12 protein-coding genes are annotated in these 14902 nt (G+C 58.9%); 4 read left to right on the forward strand and 8 right to left on the reverse strand.

All coding sequences use genetic code 11. The features are described from left to right. Nucleotides 1-16: 16 nt before the first annotated feature. Nucleotides 17-1507 carry an aldehyde dehydrogenase family protein gene (locus J3P92_RS14785; protein WP_420763626.1) on the forward strand — a complete coding sequence of 497 codons (1491 nt, stop codon included), beginning with the start codon at nt 17-19 and terminating at the stop codon, nt 1505-1507. 121 nt (nt 1508-1628) lie between these two features. Here the strand turns inward: J3P92_RS14785 and qhpG are convergent, their stop codons facing one another. From qhpG to J3P92_RS14805, 4 genes are read right to left on the reverse strand one after another with little or no spacing between them, the layout of a single operon-like run. After that, nucleotides 1629-2924 (reverse strand): flavin-dependent monooxygenase QhpG, encoded by a 1296-nt coding sequence (gene qhpG / locus J3P92_RS14790; protein WP_434647917.1) that lies wholly within the window; start codon nt 2922-2924, stop codon nt 1629-1631. Further along, complete coding sequence (qhpE, locus tag J3P92_RS14795; protein WP_434647920.1) at nt 2921-3598, reverse strand: subtilisin-like serine protease QhpE; 678 nt, start codon at nt 3596-3598, stop codon at nt 2921-2923. The genes qhpG and qhpE overlap by 4 nt, the downstream gene beginning before the upstream one ends. Beyond that, nucleotides 3588-5306 carry an ABC transporter ATP-binding protein gene (locus J3P92_RS14800; protein ID WP_434647923.1) on the reverse strand — a complete coding sequence of 573 codons (1719 nt, stop codon included), beginning with the start codon at nt 5304-5306 and terminating at the stop codon, nt 3588-3590. The genes qhpE and J3P92_RS14800 overlap by 11 nt, the downstream gene beginning before the upstream one ends. Then, nucleotides 5306-7210 carry a sigma-54-dependent Fis family transcriptional regulator gene (locus tag J3P92_RS14805; RefSeq protein WP_434611597.1) on the reverse strand — a complete coding sequence of 635 codons (1905 nt, stop codon included), beginning with the start codon at nt 7208-7210 and terminating at the stop codon, nt 5306-5308. Before J3P92_RS14805 ends, J3P92_RS14800 begins: the two co-directional genes overlap by 1 nt. Nucleotides 7211-7577: 367 nt before the next feature. Here J3P92_RS14805 and J3P92_RS14810 point away from each other — a divergent pair, with 367 nt between their 5' ends. After that, on the forward strand, nt 7578-8573 hold the full coding sequence (locus tag J3P92_RS14810) for a lipase family protein (RefSeq protein WP_434647926.1): 996 nt from the start codon (nt 7578-7580) through the stop codon (nt 8571-8573). Between the two features lie 143 nt (nt 8574-8716). On the opposite strand, the gene J3P92_RS14815 is transcribed toward J3P92_RS14810, so the two are convergent. Continuing rightward, nucleotides 8717-9961, reverse strand: a complete 1245-nt coding sequence (locus tag J3P92_RS14815; protein ID WP_434606181.1) for a cation:proton antiporter — start codon at nt 9959-9961, stop codon at nt 8717-8719. A gap of 28 nt (nt 9962-9989) precedes the next feature. Continuing rightward, nucleotides 9990-10802 (reverse strand): DUF1206 domain-containing protein, encoded by an 813-nt coding sequence (locus tag J3P92_RS14820; protein WP_434606183.1) that lies wholly within the window; start codon nt 10800-10802, stop codon nt 9990-9992. Between the two features lie 197 nt (nt 10803-10999). On the opposite strand from J3P92_RS14820, the gene J3P92_RS14825 reads away from it, so the two are divergent. Continuing rightward, nucleotides 11000-11503, forward strand: a complete 504-nt coding sequence (locus J3P92_RS14825; RefSeq protein WP_434559309.1) for a MarR family winged helix-turn-helix transcriptional regulator — start codon at nt 11000-11002, stop codon at nt 11501-11503. 160 nt (nt 11504-11663) lie between these two features. Here the strand turns inward: J3P92_RS14825 and J3P92_RS14830 are convergent, their stop codons facing one another. Continuing rightward, nucleotides 11664-12167, reverse strand: coding sequence for a YkgB family protein (locus J3P92_RS14830; protein WP_434559311.1), 504 nt, complete (start codon nt 12165-12167; stop codon nt 11664-11666). Between the two features lie 235 nt (nt 12168-12402). Between J3P92_RS14830 and J3P92_RS14835 the strand changes: the two genes are divergently transcribed. Next, on the forward strand, nt 12403-13398 hold the full coding sequence (locus J3P92_RS14835) for an MBL fold metallo-hydrolase (protein ID WP_434647929.1): 996 nt from the start codon (nt 12403-12405) through the stop codon (nt 13396-13398). Between the two features lie 105 nt (nt 13399-13503). Here J3P92_RS14835 and J3P92_RS14840 read toward each other — a convergent pair whose 3' ends face one another. Next, entirely contained in the window at nt 13504-14754 is a 1251-nt protein-coding gene (locus J3P92_RS14840) for a serine hydrolase domain-containing protein (protein WP_434647932.1), read from the reverse strand. Nucleotides 14755-14902 lie beyond the last annotated feature (148 nt).

Below are 14902 nucleotides of genomic sequence, written 5' to 3' on the forward strand. Positions count from 1 at the left end.
AACAAGAGGTCTCATCATGCCCCTGCCTAATCTGCTTCCCGCCACCTCGGCCTTCGTCCAACGCGCCCCACGCATGCTCATCGGCGGCGACTGGGTCGAGGCCGCGGACGGCCAGACCATGCCCCTGCACAACCCGGCCACGGGCGAAGTGTTATGCGTGGTGCCACGGGCCACGCCCGAGGATGTCGACCGTGCAGTGCTCGCCGCCCGTCAGGCGTTCGACGATTCGGCCTGGACCCGCACCCGCCCTCGGGAACGGCAGAACCTGCTGTGGAAACTCGCCGATCTGATGCAGCGCGACGCCGAACTGCTGGCGCAACTCGAATGCCTGAACAACGGTAAGAGCGCGGCGGTGGCGCAAGTGATGGACGTGCAGCTGTCTATCGATTTCCTGCGCTACATGGCCGGTTGGGCCACCAAGATCGAAGGTTCCAGCGTTGACGTGTCGCTGCCGCTGATGCCCAACGATCAATTTCACAGTTTCATTCGTCGCGAAGCGGTGGGCGTGGTCGGGGCCATCGTCGCCTGGAATTTCCCGCTGCTGCTGGCTTGCTGGAAACTCGGTCCGGCCCTGGCCACCGGTTGCACCGTCGTGCTCAAACCTGCCGACGAAACACCGTTGACCGCGCTGAAGCTCGCCGAACTGGTGCTGGAAGCCGGTTACCCCGAAGGCGTGTTCAATGTGGTCACCGGCACCGGTGTCACGGCGGGCTCCGCCCTGACTCATAACCCGTTGGTGGACAAGCTGACGTTCACCGGCTCCACCGCCGTGGGCAAGCAGATCGGCAAGATCGCCATGGAATCCATGACCCGGGTCACCTTGGAGCTGGGCGGCAAATCCCCAACCATTGTGATGGCCGACGCCGACCTGAAGACCGCCGCAGCGGGCGCCGCCAGCGCGATCTTCTTCAACCAGGGCCAGGTCTGCTGCGCCGGGTCCCGGCTGTATGTGCAACGCAAGCATTTCGACAATGTGGTGGCGGACATCGCCGACATCGCCAATGCGATGAAACTGGGCAATGGCCTGGACCCTAGTGTCGCAATGGGCCCGCTCATTTCCGCGCGTCAACAGGAGCGGGTTTATGGTTACATCGAAAAAGGTCGGGAAAGCGGCGCGACCATCGCTTGCGGCGGTGAGCAATTCGGGCCGGGCTTCTTCGTCAAGCCCACGGTGATTGTGGATGTCGATCAGCGGCATTCATTGGTACAAGAGGAAATCTTCGGCCCGGTGCTGGTGGCGATTCCGTTCGATGACGAAGCCGATGCGCTGCGCCTGGCCAATGACAGCCCTTATGGCCTTGGGGCGAGTATCTGGTCGAATGACTTGGCCGCGGTGCACCGGATGATTCCGCGGATCAAGTCGGGCTCGGTGTGGGTCAACTGCCACAGCGCCCTGGACCCGGCATTGCCGTTTGGCGGCTACAAGATGTCGGGGGTCGGGCGTGAAATGGGGTATGCGGCGATCGAGCATTACACCGAGTTGAAGTCGGTGTTGATCAAGTTGTGATTGGCGGCGTTCTTTAGACCGCTATCGCGAGCAGGCTCGCTCCCACAGTGGATATTCGGTCGACGCAAAACCATTGTGGGAGCGAGCTTGCTCGCGATAGGCCAGCCCAGGCAGCCCAATGTCAGGGCTTGAACCCCTGCCCCGACAACCAGCTCCGAACCATCCTCCCCTGCTCCACCGTCAACCCCTCCAACACACGCTCGGCTGGCTCGCTGCGCAACCGTCGCACCAAGGGTGCCAACTCCACGCCTTGCAGATGCCAGATACCGAGCGGCTGATCCGCCGTGATCACCACCTCGGCCTCCTCCACGAAGCCATCGCGCAATACCGGTGCCCGCTCAACCCTCAACGTGGCGTAATCCACCTCGGCGTGGGCGACTTCAGCATCCGGCCACTGACGCCGCGCCAGCCAGAACGGCTGGTCCGGCCAACGCTGCTCATCGGCATAAAAATCCCGGCCGATGCGCGCAAAACGCAAAAACAGCTGCTCGACCCGCCGCTGATGAAAACGCTGCGCCAGCAACGCCCGCTCAGGTTTGCGCAACAGCGTGTTGACCACCGCAGGCGCCTGCAACGCCGAAGACAACGACTGAAAAATGCCATTACCCGACAGTGGATCGACCGCCATGGCCGCGTCCCCTATCCGAATCCAGTTATCGCCACAGACGTGGGGACACAAAATCGCCGTGCTGCTGCGGGCATGCAAATGCAGTCCGGTTTCCGGTTCACTCCCGAAAAACTCCCGGGCCAATGGCGAATCCTGGCGGCGCTGACGGCAGTGATCGAGCAGCAGCGCCTTACCCGGCAACCCGGCACTGGCCACGTCCACCGTCCATTGCCAGTAACACCGGCCGTCAGCCCGACGCGCCATCCAGGCCCAGCCGTCCCCAAGGCTTTCCACGGCACTGGCGGTGATACCCGACGCGCCTCGCCAGCGATTGAGCAAACTGACCGTCTCCGGCCCCCGCAGCCCTTTGCCAAGGGCCGGTGCCTGACGTCCGCGAGCGTCCACCAGAAAATCCGCGAGCAGCGCTTCGCGCCCTTGCAGTTCGATTCGATGCCCCGAAGCGTGTGACTGCACCGTCAGCACTCGGCCTTCGATCAACTCGACGCCGGCCAGCCGCAGATCCTCGCGCAAGCCTCGATCGAAGCTCGGACGGTCCAGCAAAAACTCAATGTTCTGCGCATGCCGCTGACCGTTCCAGGACACCTGCCGTTGGGAAGGCTGCGCCGCGTCCGCCAACGCGTGACGCAGCCCCGCGCCCCGCAACGCATCCAGCACCCGTGCCGAAACCCCTTCCAGCGCCGCGAAGCGCCGCCACTCGCTGACCAGCGTTACGGGGTAGCCGAGCCGCCGCAGCCCCAGGGCCACCGCAGCCCCCGCAGGCCCCGCGCCGAGAATCACAATCGGCTTCATGGGCCGACGCGCCGTTCAGGGCCGTGATAACAGGCGTTTCTTTGCAGCCATTCGACAATTTGCGCGTCGCTCGCCTCGGGATTTTCAACGAGAAAACTCGCAATGTGTCCGCTCAATGCCGCACAGCCCAGGCTTGCACCCGACTGCCCCGGGTGGGTGCCGTGAACACACGCGGCGAAATCTGCCTGGGCGCTGTCGAGCCACGACCATTGCTGTTCGGTACAACGCGCATCGCCGGTCACCCGTAGCACTTGCGGATAATTCGCTGGGAACACCCCTTCGCCTTGGGCCGGGCTGGACGCACACAGCAAAACACCCCGCGCCACCGCCGCGGCACAGGCCTCACGCAACAGGCTGCGATCCTGCCGAAGACCGAGGCTCAGGTTGATCACCCGCACGTCCTGCGCCACCAGCCAATCGATAGCGGCAGCGATCTGCAAGGCGCTGGTGATGCCTCGCTGGTCGAACACCTGGGCGATGCAAAAAACCGCCGCCGGCGCTCGTCGGCCGATGGCCTCGATTACCGCGCTGCCATGACCCAGCGGATCGTCGCGTAAATCGCTTTCGGCCAGTCCATCCTCCAACAGCGAGAACCGTCGACCGGCAATCACCCGCACTCGTTGCGCGGCTGAATGACCGCTGTCCACCACCCCAATCCGCAGCTCAGGTTTCATGCTGCACCGATTTTGACGTGAGCACGCCGTCCAGCAGTTCAAAGCGCAGATCGGCATCGGCCAGGGTCGACGGACGATGGCTGATCAGAATCCGCGTGCGCCCCGCGAACAGCCGGTCGATGGCCTCGATCACTTCGCGCTCGGTGGCTTCGTCGACCGCCGACGTCGCTTCGTCCAGCACCAGGATCAACGGATCCTGCAACAGCGCCCTGGCGATGGCGATGCGCTGTTTCTGTCCGCCGGACAACTGTTGGCCACGCTCGCCCAAAGGGCTGTCGAGACCTTCGGGCAGTGACTCGATGAGGCTATCGAGCTGAGCCAGGCGCGCCACTTCGGCGATGGCCTGGCGGCTGGCGTCCGGGACGGCATAGGCCAGGTTGTCCGCAAGGCTGCCGCGAAACAGCACGATGTCCTGACTGACCACGGCAATGCGCCGACGCAGCTGGAACAGGTCCAGTTCCCGCAGATCGACCTCCCCCAGCAAAACCCGGCCGGATTGCGGATCATGGTGCCGTTGCAGCAAATCGATCAGGGTTGATTTACCGACACCGGAGCCGCCGCTCAAGGCGACTTTCAAACCGTAGGGAATTTGCGCTTCAACGCCACGCAGGGTCGTCGCGCGACCGGGATGGGCGAAGTGCACGTTGTCGAAACGCAAATCGCCAGAAACCGGCATCGGTTTGGGTGTAACCGGAGTGAGGACGGTTGGCTCTTCACCGCGCAGTTCCATGACCCGCCCAAGGCTCACGGTCATCCGCTGAACCGCGACATAGAGCCCCAGCAGGCTCTGGACCGGGCCCACCGCCATTCCCAGATAGGTCGAAAACGCGATCAGCGCGCCCAACTGCCAAGCCCCTTGCACCACCCAGTAACCGCCAATCAAAAATACACAGGCCCGCGACAACGACGTCAGGGTGCCGGGCACCGCCTGTGTGAAGAACTCAGTCACTTGCAAGCGCAAGAGCTGGCTCATGTACCCCTGGCCCAACGTTTCCAGGCGCCGTGCTTCGCGCCGTTGCTGGCCGGCGGACTGGATGAACTTCATCACCGGCAAGGTCTCGACCATGAATGAGGACATGTCCGCCGAACGCTCGCGCAACTGCCGGACATCGCGCTCGACCTTACGGCGCATCCAGCGTAGCCAGAGCACGTCGATCGGAATCAGTACCAGGGCCAGCAACGAGAGTTTCCACGACAAGGTCACCAGCATCGCCACGGCGACCACCAGACCGATCACGCTCGACACCGCGGAGAACAGCGAGTCCACGGCGAAACGCTGGATCTCCGCGACATCACCATCGAGGCGCGACATCAGATCGCCGATTCGCCGCTGGCCGTAGAAACCCGGCGAGAGCGTCTGCAAATGCCGATAAAGGTCATCGCGCAGGGCAAACAGAATCCGTCCGGACAATCGCGTGTGCAGATATCGATTCACGCCCGACAGTGCCGTGCCCAGCAACCCGGCGGCCATCATCAACCCGGCGATCAGCACCAGCATCGTAAAGTTGCGCGCCAACAGACCATCGTCGATCAGCAGCTTGGTCAGCCAAGGTTGCACCAATACCAACGCCGAGGCGCAGGCCGACAGCCCGAGCAGCCCGGCAATCGCCAGCCGGTGCGGACGCACGAAGCCGTAGAGCCAGCGCAACGCCGCTTGCTGGGCCGCAGGGTTCTGGCTGTCGATCAGCCGAACGATCAAACGCAGCATCACGAGCGCAGCTGTTTAAGCTTGCGATACAGGGTCGCGCGGCTGATGCCCAGGGCTTCGGCGGCGGCCGAGACATTACCTTGGTGCGTGTCCAGGGACTGACGAATCAATTCCAGTTCATGCTCTCGAATACTGCCACTTGGAGGGCGCTCGCCGGCGGTGAGCTCATCGAGCGTGCTGTCGGGCAAATGGTCGAGGGTTAACACAGTCTCCCCCGGTTCACGCATGGCCAGCGCGGTGCGCAAGACCATTTCCAGCTGGCGGATGTTGCCCGGCCAGTGATAGCCGCCGAGCAACCGGTTCAAATCGTCATGCAGGACTACCGTCGGCGCATCGAGCTTGGCCAGCAAACGGTCGACCAGGCCAGTGAAGTCGTCGCGCTCGCGCAGGGCCGGGAGCATCACGCTGATGCCGTTGATTCGGTAGAACAGATCCTCGCGAAAGTGTTTGTCTTCCACCAGACGCTTGAGGTCGCGATGCGTGGCGCAGATCAGCGCGATGTCGATGTCTTGCTCTTCGCCAGCGCCCAGCGGCGCAACTTTGCGGTCTTGCAATACCCTGAGTAAACGGGCCTGCAAGGCCAGCGGCATGTCGCCGATTTCATCCAGAAACAACGTGCCGCCATGGGCCTGCTGCAGGCGCCCGACCATGCCGCCCCGGCGCGACCCGGTAAAGGCACCCTCGCGATAGCCAAACAGCTCCGACTCGATCAGGCCTTCAGGGATTGCCGCGCAGTTCACCGCCACGAAAGGTTTGTCGCAGCGCGCTCCAGCCGTATGCAACGCTCGGGCGATGACTTCCTTACCGGTGCCCGTTTCACCCTGCAGCAACACCGGTAATTCATTGGCCAGACCCTGGCGAGCCATGCGCAGCGCCCGGGCATAACGGGCATTGTTGCCGGCCAGGGATTCTAGATCGGGTTGTGGTTTAGCGCTTTTAGCTGGGGTGCGCGATACCGTGCTGACGTTGATCGAGCGCTGCGGTGCGCGCAGGGCTTTGTAGAAAAATTCACCCTTGGCGGTTTGCAGGCTGCCGACGCCGCCCTGATGCAGACGCGATAACAGCTGCAGGCCATCGACACCCAGGAAATCTTCACAGCGTCGCCCCACGAGCGCCGAACGCTCGGCGTGAAGCAACTGACACGCCTGGGCGCTGACCGCGAGAATCTGACCCCCGAGACTCACCGCGAGCAAGCCCTGCCAAGGGGATTCGAGGTACTGTCGACGGCTGTGGAAGGCGAGAACGATCTGGTCCGGGTAACAGGCATTGAACACGCGACTTTCGATCTGGCTGACGGCCATGGTCAGCAACGCGGTGCTGTCGTGAACACGGCCGAGCGGGCCTTCGCGGGTCAGGTCAAGGACGCCGAGGATGTCGCCCTGCGGGCAATGGATAGGCACCGAGGTGCAGGAAAAATCAGTCAGACGGTCAAGGTAATGTTCGCCGCAATCGATCATCGTCGGTCGGGCTTCCACCAGTGCGGTACCCAGGGCGTTGGTGCCGCGCACCGCTTCGCTCCAGCAAGCCCCCAGCGTGATGTCTTGCAGGCCACTGCCTTTGAAACGGTCGGCGTGCCCTTCGGCTGCAAGGATGGTGGCGTCGGAATTGGCGAGGATGATGAGCCCTTCCTTGCCCTGGCGTTCGGCCAGATAATCGATGGCCGGCATCGCCGCATCGATCAACAAGCGATTGCTCTCCAGCAGCACATCAAGGCTGGCGTTCGACTCCAACGCCAGTTCTTGCTTGGCATTGAAATGCACGCCATGGCTGAGGCTGCGCCGCCACGACGCATCGATTTCCGCACGCAATACGCCATCGGGGACGGTGCCTTCGAGGTGCAGCTTTTCCCGGGCCAGCCGTGCTTCGCGATGAAGTTTGGGATGAGTTGTTTTTATCAGCATCAGCAAGCGCTCCGGATCGGTCCGCCCTGCGCCCTTCTGAGTTCAGCGCTTTGTTGCCATCTTTACGTTAACGTCAGGGCATTGGCAAGTGCCTTACGGCGTTTGTGCTTGATCCTAGGCGGGGTGCTCGCTTCTCGGTCGCTCCTCCTCGCATTGAATACGCAGGGCACTGGTTCGGTGATATCAAGACCAGCTGCACCTCATCCTCGGTTCCGGATTTGCGGATCAAGGACCGTTCGAACTGCTAAGGCTGCGCATTAAGTTGTCGCTTCCAAAACTGCGACTACACTCGGTCTTGCTGGCCAAGAAGGATCGACGGCAGCGTGAGTTTTCGTTGGTCCCGTTGAATTATCTGAGACAAGGAGCAGTCATGACTTCGCTAGACTCAATTGAGCAAAGACAAATCAATCTTACCCACGCGTACGTGGTGAACAATGCGGCGTTGGCTTCGCCGGATTGGCAAAACATGAAGAAGCCTTCGCCGACCCAGGTCAAAGACAACATTCTTACGCGCCTTAACGGCTCCAAGTTTGGTGGCGGCTATGACGTAGCCTGGGGACCCGCCCTGGTCCCGGATGGCGAGCATGTGGCCCACATCACGGTGGTGTTGGTCGGCGGGCAGGACAAAAACGACATTGTGGTGGTGACGAGTGGAACCCTCGCCGATTCGGTCAAGGATCAGATAGATGATCTTGATATTTCTTCAATGGTGCCGCTGCAGAGCCTCATCAAGAACTGCCCGGTGCCGGCACACCTGGCGCAGGGAACTGCGGAAGGTGTAAAGGCGATATTGGGTCAGGAATCGACAATCGGTTTCCAGGGCACACTTTGCGATTTTCTGGCGGAACAGCGCAGTGGGGCAACGATCCGGTTGGTCGGGCATAGCCTCGGCGGTGCCTTGATGTCGGTTCTTGCGCTTTATTTGAAAGATAAATTCTCGAACTTTAATTTCCGTTGCGAAACAATTGCTGCACCAACGGCCGGCGACGGTGTTTTTGCAAGCTATTTCAATAAGCAAATGGCCGGCAATGCGCTACGCATCTACAACACGCTGGATGTCGTTCCGATGGCCTGGTGCGCAACCTCTCTCGACTTCTCCTTGACGCTTTATGAGCCGACCAATGTCATCGATGAAAAAATGAAGGGACTGGTTTGCTCCAATATCGATACCGTCACCCGTAATAACTCCAACTACACGCAATGGGGCATGGGCGGCGCAAACATGGAGCTGCGGCTCTGTGGAGAACTTCAATCCCCGTGCCCTAGCTATGAAGCGCAATCGGGCTACCAGCACATCTACGAATACATGACGCTGCTGGGGCTGCAGCTGGGTGATATTCCGATGCCGGCGCCGTCTGGCAGCTAGCGCGCAGCCTCGACGATCAGGTGTCGACTTGCAATTGTCGGCACCTGTTCGGCAAATCACAGAATTGCAATTCGCCTTTTTGTCGCCCGCTTTTTTTCAACCCGCAAACACTCACGAACCTAGGCGGACGGCACCCACTAACGTTACTGAGTGTCCGCGCATGGGATGACTCGTTTAACCACGCTTGCGATAGACATGCCTTGGATCAAAATTGAAAATATCACCACCATGTAGGTGAGTGAAACGACAATATCCCGCGCGCCTCCGGCTGGCAGTGACAGCGCCAAGGCTACCGATATGCCCCCTCGCAAACCTCCCCAGGTCAAAACGCGCCATGAACCGCTGGGTAAACGAAAGCGTCTTCCAAGCGCAGCAATAGGAACGCCTACCGTAAGCAATCGAGACAGCAAGGTAAGTGCTATTACCGCCAGCCCGGTGACGATCAGGGAGTTCGAGAACTGGATGAGAACCACCTCCAGGCCGATCAGTACGAACAAAACGGCGTTCAAGATCTCGTCTATCAGCTCCCAGAACATGTCCACATGTTTTTCAGTCTGCTCGGACATTGCGTAGGATCGTCCCTGGTTTCCGACGATAAGCCCGATTACTACCATCGCCAGGGGGCCGGACACATGAAGATGGTTCGCCAGCGCGTACCCACCTAGCACCGCAGCCAATGTGATCAAGATTTCTTCCTGGTAGCTGTCGATGCTTTTCAGCATCAAATAGGCTAGATATCCAATGGCTGCGCCTAGAAGCACGCCGCCACCGGCCTCTGTCAGAAGCAACTTCGATGCGCCCAACGCCGACGGTGCTTCGCCACTGGCTATCATCGCCACAATGAGTGAAAACAGCACAACACTGACTCCGTCGTTGAACAGTGATTCGCCCGCTATCACCAGTTCGACGCTTTTGGGAGCCCCGGCGGACTTCAGGATACCCATGACCGCTATGGGATCCGTGGGAGAAATCAGGGCACCGAATACCAGGCAGTAGGCAAGGGGAAGTTCCAGAGACGTTAGTGACAGAAGTAGCCACAGCCCATAGCCAATCAACAATGTGGAGGCTGTTGTACCTACTAGTGCCAGAGAAGCCACCTGCCACCGGTAAGAACGCAGCTGCGAAAGATCGACGTGCAACGCTCCAGCGAACAGTAGTAAGGAAAGCATCCCCTGCATGAGCAGTTCGGAAAAATCGATCGATTCCACCAACGATTGCTCAAGCGTGTGGAGTGCATGAAAACCCATCGCATCCAACGCCATATTCAGCACAGAGAGGCCCAGCGCAATGCCCATGACACCAATCGCTGGCGGCAGCCCAACATAACGGCGATTGAGGAAGGCAAGAACCGCCGTGATACTCACAAAGACAGCAACGATATCCAGCATTCGATAATGGCCCTGTTGATGCGGTGCACTACGCTTTCGACAATCCGGGTACTTCCATATTTATCTTGCGCCAAAAGGCTTCAGAGAAGCTGTATGCCGAGAAAGCAATCAATCCGAAGGCCATCACCATCAAAACCAACCATCCAGCGGGCAAACCCTGAAGTGCGTCGAGGGCTTCCTTCATACCGGGTGGATCCATGGCTTGATAGGCCGAGCCGCTAAAGGCCAACAGCAATGCAATCTCTATAAAGACGACGCCACGTGCGATCAGGCCAAACCGAGACACCGGGCGGACGTACCGCATGACGTCTTCGTCAGCCTCGAAATACTTTTCAAACGATGCCTTCCATCCCTTGTAAATGTGAGCAATTCCAACGCCAAGCGGAATGAGAGCAAGCAGATACACCAATAGGTTGGAATGCTTCCAGGACAATAGATGCGCCAGCCAATCTGTGTTCTGTTCTCCTGAGTTGCCAGAGCTACCCACTCCGCTTACAAGTAGGCCTAACGCAAAAAATGCCAGAGCACCATTGACCAACCCCCCCGCAAAAAGACCGGTGCGAATTACCAGTCCCTTGAGATTTTTGCCGTGGTGGTCGACATCACGGGTAGCTTGCAGAACACGCCAAGCCGAAAATGCGAGCAAACCCGCCACGACGATCCCAACTAAAAAATAGCCAAACGGCTGGCCCAATAAGGCTTCCAGGCTTTTCTGGCTATCTTTCGGTTTTGTCGAATCTTGTGCCGCAAGCAATGCGAAGATACCGATGATGAGGTAAATCACACCTCGCGCGGCGTACCCTCCGCGTGCTAGGACAATAAGGCTTTGGTGCGCTGACATTGGCTGCTTTCCCGAAAGTAGTACAGGAACAGACTCGTCTGGCTGGAAGGGGTTCTATCGTTAAATTCAAAACCGCAGCCCTGACCTACGCAGCGTCATTCGCTAACCCCGGGGGCGACAGGTAGCTCCCTCATTGGCCCTCTTCTAAACACCTTGCATTCTATGCGCGATGCACACATATTTAGCCCATGAAAGACATGAAACTAGAAAACATAGTTGGGGCGCTGTCGCTGGCGATTTCTGACTCTATCCACCAAGGCACTCAAGACGAAGCTCCAGAAGTGGGTCCGGCGGCAGCGGCCATCGCCCTACTCGGTCACGAGCCAGGCCTGTCTATAGAACGTTTGAGGCGAGCCTTAGGGTTATCTCATCCTGGGGCTGTGCGCCTGGTTGATAGGCTTGTCACTCAGGGTGTAGTGGAACGCAGACAAGCAGAAGCTGATCGTCGCTCCGTTGCGCTCCACCTTACTGCCGCTGGAAGTACGAACTGTGCTGCGGTGCTAGCGGTCCGCCATGAACGTATAGCGCGTGCTTTGGAAGTTCTTGATCCCGATGAGCGTGAAGTGCTTGAACGGATAACCGAAAAACTACTTAACGGCTTGGTGCATGATCTCGATCAAGCCTATTCAGTTTGCCGACTGTGCGACCCCACGGCTTGCAAGAATTGCCCAGTCGCACATGCGCTGGATGAAGATCACTGAATTCAGTTTTCCAGCAGGTTGAACAACCTTTGTAGGCCCTTTTGCTGACTGCGCTACTCAAGAAAAAAGGCAGCAAATCATTTATCAGAACTTCGACAAGTCTTGCCGTCATCCATCTTCCTGCCGCCCTCTTCGCCTCAGTCCTTCAACTACTCCTGGCTTATCCCAAGTTTGGGCGCAGTCGCTGCAGGCCCTCGGTGAGGATCACCAGGCTCACGCCTAACAACGCAACGTCTTTTATCAGGAACGTGCCTAGGAAGTTCAGCCATGGAAAACCTCCCGATCCCGCCTCCCAGATTGGCAATACAAACAGCATGGAAATGGTCGTGAAGAAGATCAGCGAGGCTAACAAGCCACCCGCGATAGCTGTTCGAGCAGACCAGGGTGAAGCGATAAGCAGCAGTGCAGTCAATATCTCGACTACACCCAGTAAGTAAGAGGTACCGGCTTCGCCAAAAACTGGATAAAGCCAGGCTAGCCAAGGAGTGCCGCTGATAAGGGGTATGAGTGCCTGCACCTCAATCTGTGTGAACTTAAGCAGACCAATCATTAGCAGGGGAAGAACAACACCCGATAAGACAATCGCGCGGCTTACCTTCTGGAGTTTCGAAACACTGGAAATGGAAGCAGCCTGGCTGCTGGTGACGCTCGTGATGTGCTGCATGACATCCTCCGATTGCTGATATGTGCTCGAAGCATATATTATCGAATGGCGAATTGCATGCGCCGTGCATATAATATTTCGCTATGGACTCTGCACGTGTTGTAGGTCTTATTACGGCTACAAGCCGGTACGGACCATTGAACGGCCAAGGCGTACGCGGTGCCTCACACCGACCGCGCTTTATCTACCTTTATCCCAGCGATCACCAATGGTCGCACTCACAAAGGTACTCATCATGCATAACCACGCGCGGTTCCAACTCGCGGCCCTTCTGACAGCCGCCCTGGTCACGGGCGCAACCTACTCACTGTCGTCCACCGCAGCGCAAGCCTCACAGACATCGACCGCAACGACTGCCTCGACCCATAAGCCCGCACACGCAGGCGTCTATGCCTTCAACCTGGGCAAGTTCCGCATCACCGCACTGAGCGACGGGACGCTGCCCCTCGATCTACATCCGCTGCTTAGAGGCATCAGTCCAAAGCAGATCGACGCAATGCTGCAACGCGGATTTGCTCGCAACCCGCTGGAGACGTCTATCAATGCCTACCTTATCGACACTGGCTCACGTGTCGTACTGGTCGATACCGGTGCCGGTGAATTGTTCGCAAGCGTTGGCGGCAAGCTACCCGAAAGCCTGGCGGCTGCGGGTTACCAGCCGGCGCAGATCAGCGATGTGCTGATTACCCACATCCACACCGATCACTCTGGCGGCCTGACACGCGGCGGCCAGATGATGTTTCCCAATGCGACCATCCACGTCGGCCAGGCCGATGTCGACTTCTTCCTGGACCGCGCCAATCTGGACAAGGGGTTAAAGCCGGCATATCTGGAGGAAGCGTTGAAGACCATTGGCCCGTATCAGCGCGCAGGTAAGCTGAAGCCATTCTCTGCCGAATCCGAAATCCTCCCGGGTATCACTGCCATACCCACGCCGGGACATACCCCGGGCCACAGCTTTTTCCGGGTCACAAGCGAAGGCGAGAGCATCGATTTCTGGGGCGACATCATGCATGTCGGCCTCATTCAATTCTCGAGGCCAGAAGTGACAATAACCTTCGACGTCAATCAGAACGCTGCTCGCGCCCAGCGGCTAGAACAATTCGAGACAGCCGCGAGTGAACGACGGTTGTCAGCAGTCGCTCACTTGCCATTTCCGGGTATCGGCCACATCAGGCGCGAAGCCGGCAGGTATGAGTGGGTACCCGTCCAATACCGCAATCGCGACTAATACCGTAGGCCTGGATCGCAATTGATCCAGAACGAAATACATGGCTCCCCGCTACGCGGGGCCATAGGCTCGCGACGACTAGGTTGATGTCATCAACGCGCGAATTTACTTCAACGCAGCTACCACGGCATCGAAGAACACCATCGGGTCGATCGGCTCTTTGTCAACCGGCTTGGGTTGGGCACCGAAGGTGACAATCACCACGTTATTGGCAGGGTTGAGGTAGATGTTCTGGCCCTGGATACCGACCGCCGCATAGGCGCCGTCTTTCACCGACGGCTCGGTCCACGCCGTCCACCACATGTAGCCGTAGTCCAGGGACTTACCGCCTTTGAGGGTGGTCGGCAGCGTCGCCTCCTTGACCCAACCTTCGGGCAGAATCGATGTGCCATCGATCTTGCCGCCGTTCATGAAAAACAGCCCGAAGCGTCCATAATCACGCAGCGTGGCGCTGATACCGCTGCCACCAATTTCCACGCCGTCAGGCGAATCGAGCCACCACCGGGCATCACTTTCCATACCGAACGGCTGCCAGATCTTCTGCGATAGATAATCGGCCAGTGGCATCTTCACAGCGCCACGGACGATCTCGCCGAGTACCTGCGTTTCGCCAGTGCTGTACGTGTTGGCCGTGCCGGGCTCGGCCGCTCGCGGCAAACTTGCCATCAAGGCCATGGCAGAACGCGGTTTCTGCGAAATCTGCGCTTTGAGTAGCGCGCGACGATCGGACGCCGGATCGGTGTAGGTTTCGTTCCACTTCACGCCCGAAGACATCATCAGCACGTCGCGCACGGTCACGCCTTCGTAGGCGCTGCCCTTGAGCTCGGGAACGTAATCCACCACTTGTGCGTCAAGGCTCTTGATAAGGCCGTCTTTGATCGCTGCAGCCGCCAGCGTGGAGGTGATGGATTTGGCTATCGACATCGACATCCATCGGGTTTTCTCCGTGTTGCCACGCTGATAGGTCTCGAACACGATCTTGCCGTCCTTGAGCACGAGCATCGCCGTAATGCTGTCCAGTGCGACAAAGTCATACAGGTCGTACTTTTTGTCCCCGACAGTGAATCGAACGTTGGGCAACTGTTTGTCTGATTTGGGCAGTGCATACGGGTGATCGCCGGCCTTGATCCTGTGGGTGGGGAACAGCCGGTCGATGTTGCGGTAGGTACTGACCGCCAGATCGGGGAGCATGGCGCCGTCATAGATCTGCTCCACCGTGCCAATCGGTTCCTTGGCGTGGGGATAATCCTCAGCCCATGCGCCCGAGGTGATACCCGCAGCGAGCAGACCCAGTGAGAGAAGCAGCGAGCGACCAGACGCAGTCGCAGTCGCACGAAAAATCGCGGATGAGTGCATAACCGATCCTTTTTTTGTTTTGCTATTCACGCATGTTAAAAAACGCGGCCGCTTGAACCATAGTCTACTCATTGGAATCGCGCCCAAGCTGAAGGACGACACTCATCGCTTCTCGTCAGGTATAAACAACTGCGCGCCACTGAACGGT

This window comes from Pseudomonas sp. D3-27 (assembly GCF_051132165.1).
GTDB lineage: Bacteria > Pseudomonadota > Gammaproteobacteria > Pseudomonadales > Pseudomonadaceae > Aquipseudomonas.